The 22357-nt window shown below is 42.8% G+C and carries 27 protein-coding genes; 21 read left to right on the top strand and 6 right to left on the bottom strand.

The window, feature by feature from the left end:
* Positions 1-13: 13 nt before the first annotated feature.
* From ACTTK7_RS15120 to ACTTK7_RS15110, 3 genes are all read left to right on the top strand, one after another.
* Entirely contained in the window at positions 14-160 is a 147-nt protein-coding gene (locus ACTTK7_RS15120) for a hypothetical protein (RefSeq protein ID WP_462868924.1), read from the top strand.
* 82 nt (positions 161-242) lie between these two features.
* Positions 243-539 carry a hypothetical protein gene (locus ACTTK7_RS15115; protein ID WP_462868923.1) on the top strand — a complete coding sequence of 99 codons (297 nt, stop codon included), beginning with the start codon at positions 243-245 and terminating at the stop codon, positions 537-539.
* Between the two features lie 187 nt (positions 540-726).
* Positions 727-909 (top strand): hypothetical protein, encoded by a 183-nt coding sequence (locus tag ACTTK7_RS15110; protein WP_462868922.1) that lies wholly within the window; start codon positions 727-729, stop codon positions 907-909.
* A gap of 525 nt (positions 910-1434) precedes the next feature.
* Here ACTTK7_RS15110 and ACTTK7_RS15105 read toward each other — a convergent pair.
* Positions 1435-1884 carry a LysR family transcriptional regulator substrate-binding protein gene (locus ACTTK7_RS15105; protein ID WP_462868921.1) on the bottom strand — a complete coding sequence of 150 codons (450 nt, stop codon included), beginning with the start codon at positions 1882-1884 and terminating at the stop codon, positions 1435-1437.
* Between the two features lie 298 nt (positions 1885-2182).
* Here ACTTK7_RS15105 and ACTTK7_RS15100 point away from each other — a divergent pair, with 298 nt between their 5' ends.
* The 7 genes from ACTTK7_RS15100 (at position 2183) to ACTTK7_RS15070 (ending at position 7598) form a co-directional block, all read left to right on the top strand.
* Complete coding sequence (locus ACTTK7_RS15100; protein ID WP_462868920.1) at positions 2183-2698, top strand: GNAT family N-acetyltransferase; 516 nt, start codon at positions 2183-2185, stop codon at positions 2696-2698.
* Positions 2699-3045: 347 nt separating this feature from the next.
* Entirely contained in the window at positions 3046-3885 is an 840-nt protein-coding gene (locus tag ACTTK7_RS15095) for a dihydrodipicolinate synthase family protein (RefSeq protein ID WP_462868919.1), read from the top strand.
* 241 nt (positions 3886-4126) lie between these two features.
* Positions 4127-4714, top strand: coding sequence for a recombinase family protein (locus ACTTK7_RS15090; RefSeq protein ID WP_462868918.1), 588 nt, complete (start codon positions 4127-4129; stop codon positions 4712-4714).
* A gap of 107 nt (positions 4715-4821) precedes the next feature.
* Positions 4822-4959, top strand: a complete 138-nt coding sequence (locus ACTTK7_RS15085) for a hypothetical protein (protein ID WP_462868917.1) — start codon at positions 4822-4824, stop codon at positions 4957-4959.
* An 851-nt stretch (positions 4960-5810) separates the two neighbouring features.
* Positions 5811-6113 (top strand): hypothetical protein, encoded by a 303-nt coding sequence (locus tag ACTTK7_RS15080; protein WP_462868916.1) that lies wholly within the window; start codon positions 5811-5813, stop codon positions 6111-6113.
* 730 nt (positions 6114-6843) lie between these two features.
* Positions 6844-7002, top strand: a complete 159-nt coding sequence (locus tag ACTTK7_RS15075; protein ID WP_462868915.1) for a hypothetical protein — start codon at positions 6844-6846, stop codon at positions 7000-7002.
* Positions 6999-7598, top strand: coding sequence for a zeta toxin family protein (locus ACTTK7_RS15070; protein ID WP_462868914.1), 600 nt, complete (start codon positions 6999-7001; stop codon positions 7596-7598). Before ACTTK7_RS15075 ends, ACTTK7_RS15070 begins: the two co-directional genes overlap by 4 nt.
* Positions 7599-7713: 115 nt before the next feature.
* Here the strand turns inward: ACTTK7_RS15070 and ACTTK7_RS15065 are convergent, their stop codons facing one another.
* From ACTTK7_RS15065 to ACTTK7_RS15050, 4 genes are all read right to left on the bottom strand, one after another.
* Positions 7714-8319, bottom strand: coding sequence for a recombinase family protein (locus ACTTK7_RS15065; RefSeq protein ID WP_462868913.1), 606 nt, complete (start codon positions 8317-8319; stop codon positions 7714-7716).
* Between the two features lie 823 nt (positions 8320-9142).
* Positions 9143-9418 carry a hypothetical protein gene (locus ACTTK7_RS15060; protein ID WP_462868912.1) on the bottom strand — a complete coding sequence of 92 codons (276 nt, stop codon included), beginning with the start codon at positions 9416-9418 and terminating at the stop codon, positions 9143-9145.
* A 720-nt stretch (positions 9419-10138) separates the two neighbouring features.
* Complete coding sequence (locus tag ACTTK7_RS15055; protein WP_462868911.1) at positions 10139-10978, bottom strand: DUF2254 family protein; 840 nt, start codon at positions 10976-10978, stop codon at positions 10139-10141.
* A 17-nt stretch (positions 10979-10995) separates the two neighbouring features.
* Positions 10996-11244: a hypothetical protein gene (locus ACTTK7_RS15050; protein ID WP_462868910.1), complete on the bottom strand. Its 249-nt coding sequence runs from the start codon at positions 11242-11244 to the stop codon at positions 10996-10998.
* Positions 11245-11777: 533 nt separating this feature from the next.
* On the opposite strand from ACTTK7_RS15050, the gene ACTTK7_RS15045 reads away from it, so the two are divergent.
* A complete protein-coding gene (locus ACTTK7_RS15045) occupies positions 11778-11993 on the top strand; it encodes a hypothetical protein (protein WP_462868909.1) in 216 nt (71 codons plus the stop codon).
* A gap of 688 nt (positions 11994-12681) precedes the next feature.
* On the opposite strand, the gene ACTTK7_RS15040 is transcribed toward ACTTK7_RS15045, so the two are convergent.
* Entirely contained in the window at positions 12682-13407 is a 726-nt protein-coding gene (locus ACTTK7_RS15040; protein ID WP_462868908.1) for an adenine nucleotide alpha hydrolase family protein, read from the bottom strand.
* Positions 13408-13497: 90 nt separating this feature from the next.
* Between ACTTK7_RS15040 and ACTTK7_RS15035 the strand changes: the two genes are divergently transcribed.
* From ACTTK7_RS15035 to ACTTK7_RS14990, 10 genes are all read left to right on the top strand, one after another.
* The gene (locus ACTTK7_RS15035) at positions 13498-15894 is read left to right on the top strand and encodes a Na+/H+ antiporter subunit A (protein WP_462868907.1); all 2397 of its coding nucleotides are present in this window, start codon (positions 13498-13500) and stop codon (positions 15892-15894) included.
* Positions 15887-16327, top strand: coding sequence for a Na(+)/H(+) antiporter subunit B (locus tag ACTTK7_RS15030; protein WP_462868906.1), 441 nt, complete (start codon positions 15887-15889; stop codon positions 16325-16327). Before ACTTK7_RS15035 ends, ACTTK7_RS15030 begins: the two co-directional genes overlap by 8 nt.
* Positions 16315-16653, top strand: coding sequence for a Na(+)/H(+) antiporter subunit C (locus ACTTK7_RS15025; RefSeq protein WP_462868905.1), 339 nt, complete (start codon positions 16315-16317; stop codon positions 16651-16653). Before ACTTK7_RS15030 ends, ACTTK7_RS15025 begins: the two co-directional genes overlap by 13 nt.
* Positions 16646-18130, top strand: a complete 1485-nt coding sequence (locus tag ACTTK7_RS15020; RefSeq protein WP_462868904.1) for a proton-conducting transporter transmembrane domain-containing protein — start codon at positions 16646-16648, stop codon at positions 18128-18130. The genes ACTTK7_RS15025 and ACTTK7_RS15020 overlap by 8 nt, the downstream gene beginning before the upstream one ends.
* A gap of 23 nt (positions 18131-18153) precedes the next feature.
* Positions 18154-18636 carry a Na+/H+ antiporter subunit E gene (locus ACTTK7_RS15015; protein WP_462868903.1) on the top strand — a complete coding sequence of 161 codons (483 nt, stop codon included), beginning with the start codon at positions 18154-18156 and terminating at the stop codon, positions 18634-18636.
* A complete protein-coding gene (locus ACTTK7_RS15010; protein ID WP_462868902.1) occupies positions 18636-18920 on the top strand; it encodes a Na(+)/H(+) antiporter subunit F1 in 285 nt (94 codons plus the stop codon). The genes ACTTK7_RS15015 and ACTTK7_RS15010 overlap by 1 nt, the downstream gene beginning before the upstream one ends.
* Positions 18898-19257, top strand: coding sequence for a monovalent cation/H(+) antiporter subunit G (gene mnhG, locus ACTTK7_RS15005; protein ID WP_462868901.1), 360 nt, complete (start codon positions 18898-18900; stop codon positions 19255-19257). The genes ACTTK7_RS15010 and mnhG overlap by 23 nt, the downstream gene beginning before the upstream one ends.
* A 171-nt stretch (positions 19258-19428) precedes the next feature.
* The gene (locus tag ACTTK7_RS15000; protein ID WP_462868900.1) at positions 19429-19977 is read left to right on the top strand and encodes a hypothetical protein; all 549 of its coding nucleotides are present in this window, start codon (positions 19429-19431) and stop codon (positions 19975-19977) included.
* 660 nt (positions 19978-20637) lie between these two features.
* Positions 20638-21453: an undecaprenyl-diphosphate phosphatase gene (locus ACTTK7_RS14995; RefSeq protein WP_462868899.1), complete on the top strand. Its 816-nt coding sequence runs from the start codon at positions 20638-20640 to the stop codon at positions 21451-21453.
* Positions 21454-21734: 281 nt separating this feature from the next.
* Positions 21735-22259 carry a hypothetical protein gene (locus ACTTK7_RS14990; RefSeq protein ID WP_462868897.1) on the top strand — a complete coding sequence of 175 codons (525 nt, stop codon included), beginning with the start codon at positions 21735-21737 and terminating at the stop codon, positions 22257-22259.
* The last annotated feature ends 98 nt before the right edge of the window (positions 22260-22357 follow it).

The raw sequence follows: 22357 nt of genomic DNA, 5'->3' as shown, positions 1-22357 counted from the left end.
GAGAAGTCACGGGATGAGACTTATCGGTATGATCATCGGCATGGGTGTCCTAGCGATGCTCTTTCAAACAGCTATCCATGGTGTGGCCAATCTCATGAATGGGCTGGCCTTTTGGCATCAATGGACCGATCGCATCGACATGGCCTTGGGGCTGGAGTGATCCTTGGCACAGGGATATGGATTCGTCGAACATTTCCTTTGAGGAAACAGAAAGATCCTATATAGGGAAAGGAAGGACGAACATGGGTAAATGGTATTCGTTTGGTATGGCCTTGGTTCTGATAGGCATCATTTCTCTCCTCTATGGTTGGTTCTACGATCGCAACCTCTTCATTGGCTTCATTTTGTTGATAGCAGGGGTGATCGTAGTCATGGGGTGTGCTAATAAGCGGAACGAGGAGACTTCCTTTTGGTGTCGTATCGGTTTTCATCAGTACAAACTGGTAGGCAGAGACGAGGACTTGAATTCAAGAATGATATATCAATGCACGCTTTGTAATAAGCAGAAAAAGGTCTTTCGTGCAGTGTGGCAACGATGAGGGAGCAGAGGACCTCCCAAGCTCGTTCATGTTCCCAAGAAGCATCGCTTCAGACTAAATTTCATCTACCGTACTGAGCAAAGAAAGTCGTTAAGACAATAACGATTATGAGCCATCATTGTGTTTTCCATGAAGGGTTCATGCATGGGGAACCGAGGGGAGAAAATAAACAAGGAGGAAGGCATCCATGTCCTTCATCAAATTTCTTTTAACAGCTCTTTTAGCCGTTCTATTACTGACGTTACCTGCCATTTACGTCATTTCAGGCCAACTGACCTGGGGGACCGCATTACAAGTAGTCATACCCTTCCTTTTGGCTCTAACGCTTGGTTATTTTTTAACTGGAGCTCGTCGCACAACTAAGGACTAATAGCTATGCTCCCACTGACTCGCAGTATGCCGAAAAAGTAAAAGAATGATAGCTCCCTTCGGTCTGATACCTGGAGCATCGCTGTTCTTGGTGGATACTCCTATCGTTCAACATAATGACGATTATTGGCAGTAGGTTTGTTTATTAGGGTGATTGGATTAACCGACGCTTTTCTATAACGACTTTATTGGTGGTATTTGGGAGCAGTCATTCTTGTTTAAGCCTTGCCATGCAAATCGTTCCTATGTCGACAGTTTAAGCCCTATGGGCCGGGGTTGGTGCCGTAGAATCCGGAGTGGTGGGCATGATGTTTTATCAGGAGTTCACCCACTCGCTTCGCCTTGTCTTTATGACCGTGATGTTAGGTGCGGCTGTTGGCCTAAAATTTATTAGTTGAAACCAGAAGGGTTTTTTCAAAATCCCCTCTAGTTTCTTAAAAGATAGAGTACCTTCAACAAGGGTGGTTAACGACCATTTGAGGGAGCTTTTGCTTATATTGATGAACGATCATGCAAGCTTTGGGTACTAATCTTTTGTTATAATTTTTAATTTTTTCAACTCGTTTAAAACCATTGTATAGAAACGCTGCCCAGCGGAATTATTCGCAAACTCAGACCGATGATACATGTAAATATCTCGATGGATCTGTAGATCTCTTATAGTTGAAACACCGACGCCCGTTAAGTCTCTTGTGTTTAAAAAGGTGTCTGAAACCACGGCTAGTCCCAATCCATTTCTCACCATATTATATAGAATATCTAAGCTACTGACTTCTATACTGGGGACGATTCGCTTATTTAATTTTTTTGTTTCTTCTTCTACTAGCTGTCGGCACATATAATCTTTAGTCATCATTATCATAGGATAGTTTTTTATGAGCTCTAAATGTATATCATTCGGCAGATAATACTTTTGAGGAGAAACCAAATAGAATTCTTCTTGGGTTAAAAACTCGGAGGGATAAACTGTCGTCACTTTGTCGGCTAATAGCCAAAACAATATTTACAACGGAATCAATGCCGCCTTTCTTACAATGACGGTGCTCGGGATATTTGCCGCGATTATTTTCGTTGCTAGTAGCGTTTGTGCTAAGAAATTAGAATAAGTTCTTCGTCTTATAGTCCTTATTGTTTTTTATCGAGACCGGGCTTTTGTTTGCACTAGGTTGATTGTGTTTTTAAAGTGGTACTGCTTTCCTCTCTCAGCAGTTGACCAAAGCCCCTGAAAAATCCATCGATCATGATGGTATTATATAAAGGAGTTGTAAATACTAATGAAAACAATGATAAGAACATGTCAATTGGAGGATGTTTATGATCTTCAAGCGCTCAGTCAAGAAACCTTCCGAGAAACATTTGAAGATCAAAACTCTCCCCAGCAACTGGATAATTATATTCATCAAGCATTTACTTTGGACCGACTTAAAGAGGAGCTTGCTCATCCTTCCTCGTACTTCTTTTTTATTTATTGGCAACAAACCCTGGCGGGTTACCTAAAAGTGAACATGAACGAGGCTCAATCTGAACCAATGGGTACTCAAGCGCTTGAAATTGAACGAATTTATATCAAAAAGTTATTTCACCAGTTAGGCCTTGGCAGAGAGCTGTTTCAAAAAGCTATAGATCTGGCTTTGGGACATCATAAAACAAGCATTTGGTTGGGGGTGTGGGAGAAAAATGAGCAAGCCCTGGCTTTTTATACAAAACTAGGGTTTGTTGAAATTGGTCAGCATTCATTTTATATGGGCGATGAAAAACAAATCGACCTTCTCATGTCGAAGACACTTTAACGAAGAAGTGCAGCCGCCTTCGTTAGTAAAGGTACCGGGACTACTGTTTATTGTAGGAACTATGCTTGCAGCTATCGGAAATTAGGCATTCGTAGGTGATTTTGGTATTAAGAATACGGCATTGTAAATGGAAGATGCACGACAAGCGTATTTCATCATGTTCATGACTGTCTCGACCGTCTAGTCGTGAAAAATCGATTGATTATGCATCGAATGCTTATCATAAATTTTAGCTTTTTTTAAACCATGTTCGAAATTGTATTTACGCTTTTGCCCCGATGTTAACGATTAATAACCATAGTAGCCGGGGCATGTATTCTAAGCTACTGCCAAAGGAGAATCAGAAGATGCTATCAGAATCCTTTCATGTCGCTGTACCGACCGCTTTTCATCAGGATGAATCGTTGAATGTGAAAAGTACCTTAAGACATATAACTTCTTTATATAAACAAGGCGTTCGGTCTGTTCTTGTCTGTGGAACTACCGGAGAACAGCATAGTCTTACTACTCGTGAGAAAGAAGATCTTATTCATGCCATTCACGAAGACGTGACGTTGACCCAGAAGATGGAGATCATTTTTGGCGTTTCTTCTACTCGACAGAAAGACGCAGAAGAATTGGCGGCCATGGTCCGTCCAACGTTCATAGCTGGAATTATGATTGGTTATCCTCCCTATATTCAACCATCGCAAATAGAAGCTATCGCTTATACCGAAGCCATCATACGCCAAGCTGACAAACCAGCCATTCTTTACAACAATCCCCCTCGCACAGGCTTTGACTTAAGCCAAGAAAGTATTGAGGAACTCTTTCACAACCACTCACATATTGTCGGGCTGAAAGAGGCGGGGGCCAAAGATAGAGATACGATTCAAGCCCTCAAAAGGTCCGCGCCGGACCTGCAAATATATGCTGGGGGCGAGCAGGGCCTGGCCCGCAAAATAGGAATCGGCTTTGACCGTCTTTCCTCCATTGCGGGAAATGTGGCCCCTGTGGAAATGATGCAATGGTTTCAAGCCCTTCAGCGATCGAATAGTGAACCGCTGGACCAAGAACGATTATCCAAGACCATCGCCAAAGTCATGGAGGAGGTTTACAATAAACGAGCTGCTATTCAAAACCTCAAAGAAGAACTAAACCGTAGAGGTCAAAAGATGGGTTCATGCAGGCGCCCGATAGGAAATTAAGAATGCATTCCAGCTGAAACTAGTTAAAGTTTTTTCGCGTTTTGACCATCAGCAAGCAAGTGGTAAGGAAAAAATCGCCGCTTATTCTCAAAAACTTGTAAATCCAAAACCCTTAACTTCTGGACAGTGCCATAAACACCCCGTTTTTGCCGATAAAAACGGGGTGTTTTCCATCTAAAAGTTCGTCTGTAATTAAGTGTACAATACATAACCAACTTTTAGACACCTTGGAGGAGAATAAATGGCACAACGCATTGGCTATGCACGCGTATCCACCTTTCACCAGGATTACAGCTCCCAGCAGCAGCTGTTGGAACAAGCCGGCTGCCACCGGATCTTTACCGAAAAAGTGACAGGAACCACGACCACCGAGCGAGAACAATTACAGGAAGCGATTCGGTATGCCCGTCCGGGCGATGCTCTGGTCGTGACGAAAATTGATCGGTTAGCCCGTTCCATTATTGATTTAAATAATATTGTTCATGAACTGGCAGCCGAAGGTATTTCCGTCTTATTTCTGAAAGATAATATGGAATTTCACGCTGGAGAGGACACCAATAGCATGCAGACACTTCTGTTTAATGTGCTGGGGAGTTTTGCGCAGTTTGAGGCCGACCTGATCCGGGAACGCACCACCGAAGGACGAGAACGGGCTAAAGCCCTGGGCAAGCACATGGGCCGTCCGGGCCAATCGGATAAGGCGGTTCAACAAGCCTTGCAGCTATTCGAAAACCGTGCCATGAATAAGATGAGTGTGAACGATATTGTAAAGGTGACGGGCGTTCCCCGTTCGACGATTTATGCCAAACAAAAACAAATTAGCCAATGAGGTTTGCAGAACTTCTTTTCCGAAACGATTGATTGTATTTTGACTTACTGCGAACATTGTTTGCTATTTATGAAAAAAGAAGTAATTATAGTGTGGGAGGAATACATTTGCTGAACAGAAAAATGGCCTATCCTAAAAGTACAATCGGCGTCGGACTAGCTGTAGCTGCATATACAATTATGTGTCTCCTAAAGGAACGACAATTGGAACAGGAAAGACAAGAAATCGAAGAAGAAGAGCATTAACAGGGCAAGGACACAGATACCTTCGTCGTGTAGGAACACTGTATCAAGTATGTTAGTGGTCTTGAAATTGAAGTGTGGTTGTCGTTGTGATGCTGATTTAACATCATTTATCTTATCCGAAGTTAATGGTTTTTGTCTCAATATAATAAGTAGTCTTCGTATTTTGAGGCAATAAAATATTTTAAGATATCTAAGTTGGCCTAGGCTACTTATTTTTCATTTCCAAGTGCACTTTCATTAACCGTATAACGTTTACATGTTATATCGATCATGATAAGATAACCATATAAAAGTTCATTGTCATTTTAGCACCAACAAAGGGAGCGCCCAGATGTCGTCAGCATCTGAGCGCTCTTTTTATTGCTATGGTCGCCTGTTCTTGCATTTCTTACGTATTCGCTTCAGCAACAGATCCGCAAATACAATTCCTACCACGGTCGACGTGACAGGAAACAGAAAGTGCATCAATAAAAGTTCGATTGCCATTTTAACACCTCCCTTCTGCCCCATTTCGTCAGAAGGTAAATAGGCGACAAATTTTATGATATCAGCCTTAAATCGCTATTAATATCCGTCAATCATTACTTTGAACCTCTATTTCTATTCACAACAAAAAGGAGACTGGTTCCCCGTAGATACAGCACAATGATATCGATCAAAACACTATTGAGAAAGGATTCTGTTTTCTTTTATGCTAAACAGAAAATAGTACAAGGGATCCTGCAACTTAAGAGAATAGCATTAAAAGTCATAAAACCTATGCTGATCATAACTAGGAGGAAATTCTTCCCTCTATCAAGAAGCTTAAGTCAGTAACCAATCAGTAACCAATAAGATAGAGGAGTGGCGAGATGCAAAATATTATTCTTACATCAGTGCGATTGGATCGTCTACATGTCTCGTTTCGCGACGCCGTGTTAACGACGGTGGAAGAAGACGGGGTGACGGTGCGATGGACCGTGGATCTGGAAGAGGCCAAGCATTACTTGTTTGATCAAGTGAATGACCGCTTTCGGTTTTGGCTTGATGCGACAGATATCAACGGTTACATGTATAAGGGGCCGTGCATGATTGATTTTGTGTCGAAAAAAATACAGATCGTCAAATTATCCGGCGTAGGTCCTTTAGTCATTGGGGATGACGCCGACGTTTAAAGAAGAAAAGCAACGGATCAGGACTCTTGTAATAGAGATACGCTCTTCACATGCTGCCATTGGTATTCTCTAGCGGAAATGAACGGTGCTTCCATTGAAGAGGGAAGGATCTGAGAGCATGACAAGCCCAGCAGCACCTGCCACCTGGAGTGATGATGATCCACGTCATGTTTCGTCCTAGAGGTACTTTTGCCTCTTGTTTATAAAATGAAAGCGATTTAATATAAAAGGATAACCTTCTTTCCTTTCTTAATGGAAGAATACGACGTATCATGTTCTTTCTGGATCAGCTGAGCTTGGGTACAATCAAAACCATGTATGCCACGTCCTTCACTGCTTGGTACCCAGCGGGTTCTTTTTTCTTCGGTAGGATTCATGGGGTACGGGTTGAAGTGACCTAGGAGGTTTTGTAATCGTTTACAATTTTGATACAATGACAAAGCGTTGAGCTTCCTTGTCTCTCCACTCAAGCTCGCGTTCTGGATAGAGACTTCCTCCTTGGAGGAGGTCTTTTTTGTACTAGTATTTGTAGAGAGATAAGTGGGATATAATAGGAAGGGATTATCGTTTATTCATTTGATTTAGACCATTTAGAACCATGATGTTAGGGAAATGAACAGTGGCGTGGGAAGAAAACCATGACTTCTGATATAATTTAAGTATCAAATGAAGGTGGTGGTTGTTCATGTTAGAACGTGAGAGTGTTTCCCAAGGGAGGAAATTTGCTTGGATGGATAGATGGGTGAAGATGACGGGAGATCGAGCAAAAATTGATGCAAAAGCCAGTGACACCTATATTGTTTATGAAACCGAAAAAGGGCTCGTGAAAGAGTACCCGGATGGAACCATTATGGCATTAGATAAAACGTCAACGGAGGGAGATTCATGAGTCAAGAGAAACTCCCTCCGACGATGTATGTGTTCGCTGGAAACAATGGGAGTGGAAAGAGTACATTACGCAGCCTGCTTATTGATAAACTAGGCATTGATATCAATATTGATCCAGATTCCATTGCTCGAAGGTTAGATCCGAAAGCACCAGAAACCAAGCAATTTGCGGCAGGAAAAGCAGCTGTCCAACGGATTTATGAGTGTATTGAAGAAGAACAAAGCTTTGCGATTGAAACCACGTTGGCGGGGAAAAATGCCATCCACCAAATGATTAAAGCCAAAGAAAAAAATTTTGAAATCACCATGTTTTACGTAGGGTTAGGCCATGTAGAGCAAAACATCGAACGTGTAGCCTTACGTGTGAAAAATGGGGGGCATCATATCCCGACAAGCGATATCCTAAAAAGGAATACGAAGTCTAAAGAAAATCTAATGCGACATGTATCGCTGATTGATAATCTCATCGTCATTGATAATAGTAAATCCGATGGGGAACTCGTTTTAGAAACCTCCAATGGCCAGATAACGTTTGAAGCTGAAGATATGCCTGCCTGGGCCGAACCTATAAAACAGAAATATCGCCTAGCAAAATAAATACTTCCCTTATCTCATTCCTAATTTCCATATACGAAATTTTTAAATAGCAATAAGTTAATTTCACGTATCGTATTAATCATAACTAAATATTCCTATCTTTAAACAGACATAATTATGATAACTTTTCATATCGTTTTACCAATCGATAAAAGGTACTATTCGATAAATGTAAGCGTCGCATGGCATCCACAGCTTTGATCTCCCCAGCTCTCCATTCCTGATAAGCTTCTTCAAACGCTTCCGTAATTGGTGTTTCTGGCCGTCCAAATTTTACGCCCTGTCCCTGGGCGGCATCGATGCCTTCACGTTGCCGAGTGCGTATACGTGTCCGTTCCTCTTCGGCCATCCAGGACAAAATCTGCAGCACCAAGTCGACAATGAACGTTTTCATCGTATCATCCTGCTCTTTGGTGTTAAGCAGCGGCATGTCCAGAACCACAATATCACACTGAATCGTTTTCGTGATTTCGTTCCATTCTTGGAGAATTTCTTCCTTGTTCCGGCCAAACCGATCCAGCGAATGAATGTACAGCACATCCCCTTTTCGCAGGATGCGTTTCAACAGTTGGTACTGGTCCCGTTGAAAGTTCTTGCCACTGGCGCGATCAATAAAGATATCTCGTTCCAGGATCCCTGCTTCTCGCATCGAAGCCAACTGCCGGTTTTCGTTTTGATCTTTGCTGCTGACCCGTATGTATCCATAATTCCGATACTCCATATCTGTTTACTCCTTTTTGAAATGAATGTAAAAGGAAATATAGGCACAAAAATAACCCATAACCTAATCGTTCATTATGACACCTTTCAAAAATATTTTCTATATGTTTTGACAGGAAAAAACCATGGATTTGACCGTGGTCTGTATATGTATCAAAACGTAAACTTTTTGATATGATAAATTATGGAAATTGGTATTTTCTATTATGCTTACGTAGAATATTTCCTTGTGCTAGATGACATGGGAATTAATCACCCTGAGAGGTTTTTTCTAGACGAATTCGTGCAACCCATTGTTCCACCATATAATAAAACAGCCGATCCTTTGAGGAAGAGCCGGCTGTTTCTACAATCTGTATCCTTATTTATGGCTTTCTGTTCTTTATCTACCATGCCATTGGTAACGAAGGACATAAAAATAACCCCCTACCACGGGTCCAAGGCAGGGGGAGGACCACCATCGTCATTGTTATCCAGAAAGAACCTCCCTGCATTCGGTCAGGAAGGCTTTCTCTACCTAACAACAACCCAGAAGTCTGTTCCCCCTCCTCATGATTCTGAAACGTTTGATGCTACTTCTTACCTCCCCCCTTAATGAGTTGTTGTTGATAATACATGAAGGAAATATCGCTGTGCCCAAAAGCTTGTTCCAAGGCGAAAGTCTCTTGGAGCAAGCAAGCAGGCTTTATTGATGTTCTCCTCTTTCTAATCATTTGCTTATGTTTTTCTCGCTTTTCCTCCACGTTAAATATCGACGTATGGGCGACCCGGTGAATTGTTGAGGACTCCTGTGTTATCAGTGTGTAGCTTTTGGAAGGATGGACTTACGTTTCGTCCATGTTACGTCTCAAGGTCCTTGTTTGATGCAAATCGTACTGATTTTTATGATCCCAATGCTTTTGAATATCAGGAAGAGGACTAACAGTGGTAATAATCATTTCTTGTTCGCGAAAATAATCGATGCCCCGAAGTAGAGTTTCTTCCGAAATGAAATATCGAATACCTACTTGGCTAAAGGTTTGTTCAATGTCTTCCGCTGTCCCTATATATACTTGATTGTGATCTTCGCTTATCGAATAGGCATAAGGCTTTCCCGTCATTCTTTCGCCTCTTTCTGGTTTATGGATCATAGACCGCTTTTTTGATACCTATCACCTCTGAAACCCTCGGTTGATGGAAGGCGTCTCTATGGTCTTTGCCACATCTTGATATGGCGTCTTTGATGAAAAAGATAAAAGAATATCTTATTTTATTGTATCATGGCAAGCAAGGAGACTCGGCGTAAAGGCTTTGAACATCCATACGCTGTGGGGCGAACGGGGGCCTATCTACGTTCTAAGAACTACTCGTTAAATCATGTCTATGGGAACTGAAACATAGAAGCAACCTAATAATCCCTCATGAACCAAAGGTTGTATCCTCCTGAAACTCCTTATCCCTTCGATTTAAAATGAAGAGTTACAAGCAATCACCAAAGCAGTTGACAGGCTTTTTCTCTTAAAGAAATGTTATTAATTAGTAAAAATATTATGGTATCTGAAATTTTTACTATAACTTTCCTCCACCGGATAGGCCTACCACTTCTTAAGCCCTATGGAAAGACAAAAAAAGAAGCCCGCGATGAAAAAACATAGCGAACGTGAAGAATGAGCCGTGCGTGATGGCGGTTCCTCTTTCCTGTGAACCATAAACTTCATGTTTCTGCGAAGGCCTTCATGAGCGCCCGCTTGCTTTATCCTTCCTCCCTGTTTCTATTATTAAGACCGTTTTACCGCTTGTGGGTACCTTCTCTTCCCCTCTCGAAGAGCTTTTTTCCTTGGCTATTTGTCTACGCCCCCGTCACGTCCATACGTTGTCGCCAGGAGGCCGTTTCGGATAAACGCTTCGATTAATTGGTGGAACGTGTCCGGGCCCCGTGCTTCCACCGAAAGCGTTTCTAGCGACGTGTAAAAGGCCAGTTGTTCCGTTTCATAGGCAAACGTGTCGGCAAAGGATTGGGCCACCACCTGGCCAAAATGCCAGCAGGTTTTTTTCTCTCGATCGGGCAGCGACCCACTCAGGAACACGAGGGCTTTGAGCAGGGTGTTCGTTAAGACCGGGTCTTGTTTGACATAGAAACTGATATGGCCAAAGGCTTCATAGAGGTAATCGGGAAACGCCTCTTCTTTCATGATGACGCGCAGGGTCTCTGCTTCATCGGTGAGATACGATGTGAACGAGGTGACCGTGGCAATCGACCGCAATAAGTCGACCATTTGATGCAGGGCGTCTTCAAACGTCCCGGGTTCGTCATTGGCGATGGCTTTGATGGCGATGCCTTTCAGTTTCTGCACCCCGTAGCCTAAATCCTGAACTTCGGTTTTCCGGTCACCTAAAAACAGGAGTTCCCGGTACTTGTGTTCGTCCAGGGCGGGCTGGCCTTCGTCGGCATTTTTCCAATAATCCAACAGCGCAAACCCCGGAAGTAGAAAATCGCCGACGCCCGCCCGCAGTTGAACAATTACCCCGTCGTGCTTCGCTTGTTGAATGAGTTTCCCAAAGTCAATGATCTGCATGTATCCTGTGGTGTCACAGGCAATGGTATGCGCCTGGTCCTGGGCTAACGGCGAATGGTTCGAATGGACCACTGTCTCCGGGTTCTTGGCCCGGTATGCTTCCAAGTCCCGGCGCAGCGTGTTTAAATGCGCTGCTGCGATTGGTGTTTCATGTCACTCGCGATGCTCGGGGGCTGCATCCATTTGACCGCGTGGTTAATAAACAGCACAAAGTTCAGGACCGAAAATCCGGTCATCAAGACCGCCGCGATCGGAAACACCGTGTATTGGTTCATGGCTCCGTCGAGAAAGAAAAAGACGATGAGCAAGTAAAAGATGCGCGTGTATGAAGCTGCCTCCCAGGTCGTGCCCGCCCTCCTACTGTTTCTCAAAGGTCCGCTCGCTACCTACGGCCTCTCCGTTCCCTCTAGAGGAAAGTAAACTTTCTTTCCCCGAATGGCGGTCCCTATGTGAAGCGATATTATTTCATAACCTTGGATTGACCGGTGCTTTGCATCGTCTTTGTAATAATGATTTTAACGAGGAACAAGGATGATTTTTATGAATGAAATGAAGCGATTCCTCATATCGAACTTTACGTCTCCAACCTCCAATGATCGAAATCCTTCTGGCAATGGAGATGGGAAGATTTCGGGTGCCGTTATCAATCAACAGTAAACTTAGGAACTTAACTTCCCATTGAGTTCCTCTTATATCACATTTGTGCAGACCGAAATTCATTGTTTCATTTAACTTTATTAATGCTTTTATTTTTAAGCAAGCAAATAAACTACTATACATATGACACATGACATTCTTATTTTCCGGGAAAAACTATATTTATACTTACGTTTTGTACACTACAATAAAAGGAAATGAGTAAGTATATTTTATGATATATTCTGTCGAGTAAAGGAGAACAACTATGTTTAAGCTAGTACTAACCTTAACGAGTGCACATCGAGTCTCTCATAACGTTTCTGACGAAGAAGAAGCCATCGAGACTTATTTTGCTATCCAGCGTGCAATGAATACAGCCGCTCAGGGCCAGTCTCAAGATGTCCTATCTTTGGGAGATTCTTTGATGGTCCGTCCAGATACCATTGCATGTTGTGAACTGAAAGGCCCACGGACCCAATAAATACCTCGTTTTCTAAGAAAATCAAATCACGTAGCTTTTATCATGATTGGCTATTATAATTTTTAGCCGATCATGATAAAAATAAACACCCTATTGGCCACTATGAAATGGAAAGCTACTAGTCCCTAACGTCTCGAAAATGACATTCATGATAGCAATTGCGTGACTGGCTCACCAGTACGAAGCATGCTCACCAACCATCCAATTGGGTAACCATGAAGTGACATTCCGTATTCAGCGCACCATCGACCAATCATCTAAATCCAAACGATTATTCATATGTCTTCCTACAACATGCATTTTTCCGATAGTATAACTATTTCTCAATATTGCTTGATATAAAAAAAGGAAACAGGCAATCATCAAGCGTTGTTGCCTACACGTTATGTAGAAGTGGCGAAAAAATAACTGTTAACTGAAGTTGATTGATGAATCATTCAATCTTAATGAAAAGGAAACAAGAATAATTTTGTAATCATTCCAAATAAGTATACACATGCTTGAAATCAAGAACCAAACATCAATCATCCAAAAATGCTTATCGACGAATAAAAACAAAGCCAACTGTTCTCAGTTGGCTACCACCGGAACGATAAGAACGGCTAGGCACGTAAGATAGAGGAAAGAAAAATAAGGAGAGTTGATTTCGGCTGGTTAATCATGAGATGTGCTTCCACCCAACGCACCTTTATGGTTTTTCGTTTTCGACTACGTAAGAGTCTTGAATGGTGATATATTTCATGTCCGATTCTTTCATGAACTTAAATACCCCATTATTAAAATCGGTGCCCGTTTCTTTAAAGAATAATCCTTCATATAAGACATCAGGTTGATGATGAAAAATGATTTTAAACTGCTCCTTTTCTCGGATGACAAAAGCCCGCGTGCCGGGTTCATACTGACTGTCGTCTCCTTTGACTTCTCGAGACACAGAAATAATATGAAGGTCGATAAAAGGGAGCTCTTTTAATAACACATTCATCAAGGATCCTTTGGTGATTTCTTTCCACCGGCTTTCGGCTGTTTGCCCCACAATCACTTGCGTAATATTCTTCTCTCGCACGAGCTCGTTTAATACTTTAACAAATGGACGGCGCTCATTATCCCGAACAATCACTTCTCGGGCCCCGTAGTGCTTTGCCAGGGCTTCCCAATGTTGAATATACGCCGTTTTTTCTGGGCTAAATTCGCTTGTTGCCTCTTTATCCACGGTCAATATATAAAGTGGGCAGTGAAAATTCGACGCAATCTTCCCTCCCCTTTTGATGAGCTTCTCCGCATTGGGCCCGTAATAAACACATACTAATATCGCTTCGTGAGCGTATGCCTTCAACATGACTCCCCCTTCCCGTACGTTCTTCACATTTTTTGCTTCTTTAGCGTACTTTTCGTTTCCTTGTTTGTCAATTTTCATTGGAACAAAGGCCATGGCGTGCATCATAAATAGATTTTCGATATATTAAAAGGAGCGTATGCTAAATATTTTGATAGGAGGAGCTCTTCATTGCATTGGATACATCTAATTGTTTTCTTTCCTATCCTGTTTGCCATTGCTGTCCCTTTGTTACGTCAATATTTCCCCCGTATTCATACTGGTTGGTTTGTGTTACTGGTTCCTTTCCTCATTTTTGTTTCTCTTACCGCATACATCCCGGGCATTGCAAGCGGAGACGCATATACGTATACCCTTCTGTGGATCTCCGACCTTGATATTCATTTCACGATGTATGTCGATGGCCTAAGCTTACTGTTTGCTTTGCTTATTTCCGGCATCGGTACGCTTGTCGTTTGGTATTCCATCTATTATTTATCGAAAAAGAAGGAAGTCTTACATACCTTTTATATCTATTTGCTTCTTTTCATGACAGCCATGCTCGGGCTTGTGCTGTCAGACAATCTCATGGTGATGTACTTATTCTGGGAATTAACCAGCATTTCGTCGTTCTTGCTCATTGCTTATTGGCATCATCGTCAACAATCGAGATACGGAGCTCAAAAAGCCATGCTTATTACTTTCTTTGGTGGCTTTTCTCTATTAGCAGGTATTGTTCTCCTTCGTTGGATAACCGGAACCTTTAGCGTGCGAGCAATCATCGAATCCTCGGGAGAATGGATGGGGCATCCCCTTCTCCTGCCAGCGCTATGTTTATTTTTAGTCGCCGCTTTCACAAAATCGGCTCAGTTCCCGTTCCATATTTGGCTGCCAGACGCCATGGAAGCTCCGACGCCTATTAGTGCGTACTTGCACTCTGCAACGATGGTTAAAGCAGGCATCTATCTCGTCGCTCGATTTACCCCTGTGTTTGCGTACCAGTTGGAGTGGTTTTGGCTGGTCACGGGCGTGGGCTTCATTACCCTTTTTTGGGGGTCTTTTAATGCCATCAAACAAACGGATCTTAAAGCATTGCTAGCTTACTCCACGATTAGTCAACTAGGCTTGATCATGTCTTTATTGGGCATCGGGTCACTCGCCATTACCTCTGATCAACCGGCAGCTTCAACGGTCTTTACCACAGCGACCTTGGCTGCGGTGTTTCATTTGGTGAATCATTCAACGTTTAAAGGAGCCCTGTTTATGGTGGTTGGGATCATTGACCACGAAACCGGTACGCGGGATACGCGAAAATTAAACGGTCTGTTAACTGTCATGCCTATATCGTTTACACTCATGGTCATTGGGGCCCTTTCCATGGCAGGATTACCACCTTTTAATGGATTTTTGAGTAAGGAATTATTTTTCACCAGCACCTTATCGTTAGCGGAGTATGGTATACCTGATTGGTTGATCATGGCAACACCCTTGATCGCCTGGATCGCAAGCATCTTAACCTTTGTCTATTGCATGATGCTCATTTTTCACACATTTCTGGGGAAACCTCAAGGATCTCCTCAAGAACGTCAGGGCCATGAACCCACTTGGGGGATGTTGGCCCCTCCCCTCCTATTAGCCGTTTTGATCATTGGTATTTTTTTCGTGCCCAACATGTTGGGCACTTACATGATTAAACCCGCCATGGCTTCGATATTACAGGTGCCCATCACGCAGTTGGATGTATATATTTCGGCCTGGCACGGTTTGAATCTTGAACTGCTTATGACACTGGGAGTTGTCTTGTTTGGTTTGGCTCTGTTTGTGAGTTATCGTCGCTGGGCTCCCTTGATACGCCGATGGCCTACCACCTTTACATGGAGTAACGCGTATCATTCGACGTTACACTATGCCGAGCGGCACGCCTCGTTTCTGACTTCCAGTTATATGAATGGCTCGACACGCAATTACTTGATGTATCTTTACGTGTTGGTGATCGGTTTCGTAGGGACCGCCTTGACGTTTGTGTCCCTTCCGGCCCTTCCGATTCAAGAACTGCAAAACGTTTCTGTGTACGGATACATGCTAGCTATTGCCCTTGTTTTTGCGTCGTTTATCGTTGTGCTAACATCGAAGCGTATTGTTGGAATTATTGCTGTGGGCGTCGTCGGATATCTCGTCGCCTTGTTCTTTATGATCTTTCGAGCACCGGATCTAGCATTAACACAATTTGCGGTCGAAACCATATCTGTCGTCCTGTTTTTATTGTGTCTCCGGCAAATGCCAAAAATTTATTATGAAACGCCTCCTTTGTACATTCGCTTGATTAAAACATGTATTGCTGTCGGCCTCGGAGGACTGATCACCGCTTTAGCTTTGTATTCTTATAGTGGTCGCACCACTCAAAAAATGTCGGATTACTTTCTTCAAGCCTACGAAGAAACGGGGATCAGCAATATGGTGAATGCCATCTTGGCCGATTACAGAGGCATCGACACTTTACTTGAAATCATGGTTTTGGGAATCGCCGGATTAGGCGTCTACAGCTTAATACGACTACAAGAAAAGGAGCCGATGGATCGAGATGGGTAATGTGGATGTCATTCTTCAAAAAATCAGTCAAATCGCTGTGTTTATTATCTTGACCTTTGCCGTCTATTTATTTTTTGCCGGACACTACGGACCTGGCGGGGGATTCATCGGTGGCCTTCTTCTGGCTTCCACTATCGTTCTGCTTTATTTGGTGTACGATTTGGATACCATCAATAAATACCTCCCGATTAATTATCGGTTGTTAATTTGTACAGGAATATTGCTCTCATTAGTAACTGGAATGATTCCTATGATCACCGGAGATGCTTTTCTCAACCAATCCTACGCTTATATAGACGTTCCCATCCTTCAAGAAGAAAAAATGGTTGCTACCTCTGTATTATTTGAGATGGGGGTCTCCCTTGCCGTTGTCGGTACGGTGACGACCATTATCACTAGCATAAGTGAGCGTGAAACCAAATGGAAATTCTAATGTCTATTGTTATTGGTATTATTTTTGCGATAGGGGCGTACTTAACGATGTCCAAAAGCTTGCTACGTATCATGCTTGGGGCTACCCTTTTAGGACACAGTGCCCTCCTACTCCTTATTACGATGGGAGGATTACAAAATGGATTGCCACCTATTTTAGAAAAAGAAGGATCTTCATACACCGATCCGTTACCTCAAGCCCTGATCCTTACAGCCATTGTCATCAACTTTGCTACGACGGCCTTTTTTTTAGTCCTCGCTTTCCGCTCGTACCAAAAACTTAAACCAACATCGACGAATCAGTCACGGGGGATCGAAGATGAATAATACTATCATGCTGCTCATTATCTTTCCCTTTCTGACAGGGGTAGTGATCGCTTTTTTTCCTAAACATTTATTCTTTCAACGTTTAGGAAGCATTATCGCGGTTTGTCTTACGTTCGGTCTTGCCATTTACCAATTATCGATAACGATGCAGACAGGTCCTATTGCCTTTCATGCCGGGGGATGGAGTGGCCCATTTGGCGTCGTGTTCGTCTTTGATGCTTTAGCGGGGCTGTTGATTTGCGCCGCAAGTATTGTCATTCTCTCGGTGATTCTTTATTCGATGTTCTCGTCCCTTGGCCACCGGGAATCATACTATTACTATTCATTCATTCTCTTTTTATTTACAGGCGTTACCGGATCATTTTTAACCGCCGACTTGTTTAATCTATTTGTTTTTTTTGAAGTTATGCTTTTAGCCTCTTATGTTTTGTTAGCTTTGGGCGGATGGAAAAAACAACTCCGCGCGTCCATTACGTATATCGTGATCAATATTGTTTCTTCCATGCTATTTTTAACAGCAATCGCGTATTTGTATGCTCTAACTGGAACTTTGAATTATGCTGATTTATTTAACAACATTCAGGCGTCTGCCCAAACAGGACTCCTAGAAGCGGTCGCTATGTTGTTACTGATCGTTTTTTCCATCAAATCCGCCTTGTTATTTTTCTTCTGGCTTCCATCGGCATATAGCGCGCCTCCAACAGCTATTGCAGCCCTGTTCGCTGGTTTACTGACAAAAGTTGGGGTCTACGTGATCATTCGTATCTATACGGTGGTGTTCCCTCAAGATTTCCACATGATTTCGACCGCCATCGCTATTTTTGGTATGGGATCGGTCGTATTGGGCAGCATGGGAGCGATCGCTTATCGAAATGTGCAAAGTATTATCACTTACAACGTGATTATCGCTGTCGGCCTTTTAGGTATCGGCATTGCCACGGCCAATGAAACAGGACTGGCCGGAGCAATCTATTACTTGGTCCATGATATGATTGTTAAAACATTGCTTTTCCTGGTCGTAGGGACGTTGGTTACGATCACGAGCACCTCCCACCTACAGAAAATGGGCGGGGTGATACATGATTACCCGTGGTTAGCCTGGACCTTTTTCTTAACCTCGCTCTCTCTGGTCGGCGTCCCTCCTCTCAGCGGTTTTGTCGGTAAGTTGGCGATTCTTCAAGGAACGGTTGAAGCCGGCATGTATACCCTGTTTGCTTTTGGCTTACTTTCCAGCCTGGCCGTCTTGTATTCGTTAACAAACATTTTTATTCACGGTTTTTGGGGTGAAGAACGAGTGGATTATGGCGAAGAGCCCAGGACGAATCCAAAATTAGGTGCCCCCTTGGTCATACTGACATTAACGATGATGGCGTTAGGTATTGGCGCTGACTATATTTATCCCGTCAGCCTCCAAGCATCCCAGGAGCTTTTCGCTCCCCATACGTATGTGGATGCTGTGTTCAATAGTCATCCATAATCAAGCAAAGGAGATGTTGATTATTGCCCATTCAAATACTGCTTAATCTACTTATCGCGTTTTTATGGGTGTTCTTGCAAGATGAAGATCAGCTGTATTTAACCACCTTTTTCAGCGGATACGCCATTGGCCTGGGGTTCATCTTCCTGTTTCGACGTATCTTCCCTGATATTTTTTACCCAATTCGTTTATGGGCGGTCTTCAAACTATTATACTTATTCGCCAAAGAGCTTATACATTCTAGTGTTTTTGTTATTAGCCGTATTCTACGCCCGAATGAACGGTTGACCCCTGGTATCTTTTTATTAGAAACCGATCTTGAATCCGATTGGGAAATCACCGTACTGTCCATGTTATTGATGTTAACCCCTGGCTCCGTCGTGATTGAAGTGATGCCTGGAAAGCAAAAATTATATATTCACGGCATGGACCTCCCCCAATCGATCGACATGATAAATAAAACAAAGCAAACCTTCGAACAAGCAATCAAGGAGGTGATCCGGTAATGTTAACCATTTCACTGACCATTGGCATGATCTTTCTTGCACTCGCCATTATTATTGGAGTTTACCGGGTGGCTGTAGGCACATCGATTCCAGACCGGGTGATCGCCTTAGACGCGATCGGCATTAATTTGATTTCGGTCGCTGCTCTTTTATCGATTTTATTGGACACCAACGCGTTTCTGGAGTTGATTCTACTCATTGGGATTATTTCTTTCATCGGCACGATTGCCTTTTCAAAATATGTGGAACGGGGGGTCATTATTGAGCGTAAGCCTAGGAATTGAACTATTTGTCAGTATACTCATTCTTTTTGGCACGAGCCTGGCCTTATTAAGTGCGATCGGCATATTAAAACTCCCCGATGCTTATACCCGTTCCCATGCGGGCACCAAAAGTGCGACGCTTGGGGTACTTTGCACGCTTATTGCTACATTTATCTATTTTTCCGTGGCCAATAACTATTTGAGCATTCGTCTTCTTCTTGGCATTATCTTCGTTTTTTTAACAGCCCCCGTTGCTGGACATATGATGTGCCGCGCCGCTTACCGTTCTGGGGTGAAGCTTAGTACCACCAGCATTCGAGATGATCTTCACCGCGATACGAAAAAACACGACCACTAAGGTGTTCATGGGAAAGGAAGACTTATGACCAAATTATTCAAAGGACCAAAAAGGTATCGCAAAGATATTACGGTAGCCTTATCCGTCAGCAGTTTGCTTATTATCCTTTCTGTTATTTTCTTTCTGTTTCAAAACTAGGATTGTTGCTACACTTTAAAGGAGGAGAAGCCATTGCCCAATACGAAAAAATGGATAGTTTCGACGATGCCCTTTCGATCGTATGACCAAGAACAACATCTGTTACAATCTTACCGTCACCATGGTTGGCAAGTATATGACTGCTCGCTTTTCGGCTATTCGTTATTTCGCGTCACTCCGGCTGATAAACAAATCCAGCTGATTCTATCCAAAGATTATCACTCTCTTCAACGAGCTCAAACATCTCAATGGCATGTCGTCTGTTCTTCACCGTTGCTGCATGTGCTCGAAGGGGAGAAAGATGCTCCTGCTTTCCATGATGCTTGGACTGCCTCCTTGGCTCGGAATTATCGTTTCAAAAGCCGATTCTGGATGCTTTTAGGTGCATGCTCTCTTTTGGTTTTCCTCGTTCTCGTGTTCATTCTTTCTACAACTAAATTGCCCTCCGGGGCCATCGATTTTTTATTTTTTCTTTTGTCGATCATAGTAAGCGTTTTCATAATTAGCTTCAGTCGTTGGCTATGGCTCCGTTTCGTTCTTTCGAAAGTAAACAAAATCACTAATAATGCTGAAAGACGGTGATTATACTTGCTTTGAAATTTTTGTCTACCCGTACTTCATTAATCTGAAATCATTTGTGCCTTATTGTTAATAGTTTCTCCCATTGACTTTCAAGTCTCCTACCAGTATCTTTTTAGATAGAGTCAAGGGGAGTAGCTTTTCGCAGCAGCGTCGTCATGGCGGATATCATATTATCCCGGCGTTGTTGGTAGTCTTTCGACTACAAGCAAGACCCTTTCTTCTTCGTAATGTCCGGGGAGAAAAGGTCTTTATTCTAAAAACCTTTTCGTCCCGCAGGGCGGAAAGGTTTTTTGTTAGCATTTATTCTTCGATAAGAAAGGATGGCACAATGATTCGGTTCGTTCGTTATATACGTAGTTTTGAATATCTTTCCGATGCTTTATACGCTATTATTTTAGGCGTTGTGTTAATGGCTGTAACTTTTGCTATTCTTTGGTTTGTTCCTGGAGTCACTTTCTTTCCCCAATAAAAACAGTTTATTAATGCCTAAGCAGTGTTCATATATGTATTAAGATATGGAAAACTTGCCATACTGTACGTTATTTTCACAGCGGGCGTTTTTTTGGCGAGGCTCATTAATGCTCATCTATCTACCTTTTTAGCCGTTATTGATAAAAAACAATCAATATATTTGATGAGTTGACAGGAGATAATAACGTTATGGTTGAAACATTCGTTTTATGGATAAAATACTTTATGCTTGGATTGGTTCAAGGGTTTACTGAACCTATCCCTATTTCCTCCAGTGGACATCTCATTATTGCTCGCGAATTATTCCACGTTGATTCTGAAGGGCTTTCTTTTGAGATTTTTGTTAATTTTGCTTCGTTACTTGCCGTCGTTATCGTCTATCAAAAAGATATCTTTCGCTTGGCCTCTCACGGCCTTCAATATGTCTTGCACCGGAACGACCATTATAAGAACGACTTTATGTTTATTATTTATCTCATCATCGCAACGGTTCCTGTAGGAGTTATCGGTGTTTTGTGGGGAGATACTATCCAAACAGCCCTGAGTAATATTAACGTGGTCGGGGCTACGTTGCTGATGACGGCCTTGGCTCTATTTTGGATTCGAAACTTGAATGGGACAAAATCGGAACAAGATTTGTCCATTAAAGATGCGATTATTGTTGGGCTAGCCCAAGCCGTAGCTGTTACACCAGGGATCAGTCGTTCAGGCTCCACGATTGTCGCTTCGATGGTACTTGGCATGAAACGAGAAACAGCCTTGAAGTTTGCCTTTTTGTTGTACATACCCGTCAGTTTAGGTACCGCTGTTATCGAAATCCCGACCATGATTCAAGATCCGGCCGTTTCAACATTGATTGGCTCTTATTTGATCGCTTTTGTTACCAGTTTGATTGCTTCTTATGTAGCGCTCAAATGGTTTATTAACATTATGGCTAGCGGAAATCTTATGTATTTTGTCTATTACTGTTTAGCCACGGGCATGTTTGTTTTATTATTTCTCTAAATTTCCTTATCGTTATAATCTTAGATACGGAAATATTTCACCATCATCTCACGTTTTAATCGCGGTAAATATCATAAAACATACCGGTCGTCTCCGATTGGTTTGAGTCAACGCCTAAAGGATTTATGTTTAGAGAAAGGGTTCCACTATTATGATAAAGAAATCGCGGATTGCTTATTTCTTTTTAATTATTTTTGCGCTGGCGGCATTAATGGATCCCAACGTCGGAAAAAATTGTAAACGGTATCGACCTCGGGTTTGATCTTCAGTGCGGATTTGAGGTGCTCTATGAAGTAGAGCCTCAGGAAGAAGGACAGGACATCACAGATGAAATTTTGCAGAAAACGGTAGCTGCGCTGACGCAGCGGGTGGACATTTTAGGTGTCTCCGAGCCGAATATGACCATTGAAGGGGATAACCGTATACGGGTACAGCTCGCTGGCGTGGAGGATCAGCAGTCCGCACGGGAGCTGCTTTCTAAAAAAGCAAACCTGAGCATCAGGGACGCAGACGATAACGAACGGTTATCCGGAAGTGACATTCAGGAAAACAGTGCTTCGGTGAACTTTGACGATTCCAATAACCCAATCGTCATGGTTTCCTTAAGAGACGGGGACCGGTTTGGCGAGGTGACAGAAAATATTATTAACGAATACTCGCTTCCAAACAACCGGCTCGTTATCTGGCTCGATTACGAAGAAGGGGATTCCTACGAAGAGGAACCCATGAAGGAAGATCCGAAATTTATTTCTGCTCCGGCGATGAGTGAGCCGCTGTATACCCAGGATATGTTTGATGCAGAATAGAAATACATAACCGTGCAGGCCAAACGTACATCATTCAAGGCATAAAAAAAGCCTTGCCAGCATCAACAAAACCTCGATACCTTTGTTAGGGACCAACC

It is taken from the genome of Marinococcus tarijensis (genome assembly GCF_054971385.1).
The sequence above is the reverse complement of the archived record's forward strand: the minus strand, read 5'-3'. Positions and strand labels throughout refer to the sequence as shown.

What these genes read in the sequence shown, in the direction of transcription:
- ACTTK7_RS15120 (WP_462868924.1), top strand. Translation starts at nt 14, where the DNA reads ATGAGACTTATCGGTATGATCATCGGCATGGGTGTCCTAGCGATGCTC.
- ACTTK7_RS15115 (WP_462868923.1), top strand. Translation starts at nt 243, where the DNA reads ATGGGTAAATGGTATTCGTTTGGTATGGCCTTGGTTCTGATAGGCATC.
- ACTTK7_RS15110 (WP_462868922.1), top strand. Translation starts at nt 727, where the DNA reads ATGTCCTTCATCAAATTTCTTTTAACAGCTCTTTTAGCCGTTCTATTA.
- ACTTK7_RS15100 (WP_462868920.1), top strand. Translation starts at nt 2,183, where the DNA reads ATGAAAACAATGATAAGAACATGTCAATTGGAGGATGTTTATGATCTT.
- ACTTK7_RS15095 (WP_462868919.1), top strand. Translation starts at nt 3,046, where the DNA reads ATGCTATCAGAATCCTTTCATGTCGCTGTACCGACCGCTTTTCATCAG.
- ACTTK7_RS15090 (WP_462868918.1), top strand. Translation starts at nt 4,127, where the DNA reads ATGGCACAACGCATTGGCTATGCACGCGTATCCACCTTTCACCAGGAT.
- ACTTK7_RS15080 (WP_462868916.1), top strand. Translation starts at nt 5,811, where the DNA reads ATGCAAAATATTATTCTTACATCAGTGCGATTGGATCGTCTACATGTC.
- ACTTK7_RS15075 (WP_462868915.1), top strand. Translation starts at nt 6,844, where the DNA reads ATGGATAGATGGGTGAAGATGACGGGAGATCGAGCAAAAATTGATGCA.
- ACTTK7_RS15070 (WP_462868914.1), top strand. Translation starts at nt 6,999, where the DNA reads ATGAGTCAAGAGAAACTCCCTCCGACGATGTATGTGTTCGCTGGAAAC.
- ACTTK7_RS15065 (WP_462868913.1), bottom strand. Translation starts at nt 8,319, where the DNA reads ATGGAGTATCGGAATTATGGATACATACGGGTCAGCAGCAAAGATCAA.
- ACTTK7_RS15060 (WP_462868912.1), bottom strand. Translation starts at nt 9,418, where the DNA reads ATGACGGGAAAGCCTTATGCCTATTCGATAAGCGAAGATCACAATCAA.
- ACTTK7_RS15045 (WP_462868909.1), top strand. Translation starts at nt 11,778, where the DNA reads ATGTTTAAGCTAGTACTAACCTTAACGAGTGCACATCGAGTCTCTCAT.
- ACTTK7_RS15040 (WP_462868908.1), bottom strand. Translation starts at nt 13,407, where the DNA reads ATGAAAATTGACAAACAAGGAAACGAAAAGTACGCTAAAGAAGCAAAA.
- ACTTK7_RS15030 (WP_462868906.1), top strand. Translation starts at nt 15,887, where the DNA reads ATGGGTAATGTGGATGTCATTCTTCAAAAAATCAGTCAAATCGCTGTG.
- ACTTK7_RS15025 (WP_462868905.1), top strand. Translation starts at nt 16,315, where the DNA reads ATGGAAATTCTAATGTCTATTGTTATTGGTATTATTTTTGCGATAGGG.
- ACTTK7_RS15020 (WP_462868904.1), top strand. Translation starts at nt 16,646, where the DNA reads ATGAATAATACTATCATGCTGCTCATTATCTTTCCCTTTCTGACAGGG.
- ACTTK7_RS15010 (WP_462868902.1), top strand. Translation starts at nt 18,636, where the DNA reads ATGTTAACCATTTCACTGACCATTGGCATGATCTTTCTTGCACTCGCC.
- ACTTK7_RS14995 (WP_462868899.1), top strand. Translation starts at nt 20,638, where the DNA reads ATGGTTGAAACATTCGTTTTATGGATAAAATACTTTATGCTTGGATTG.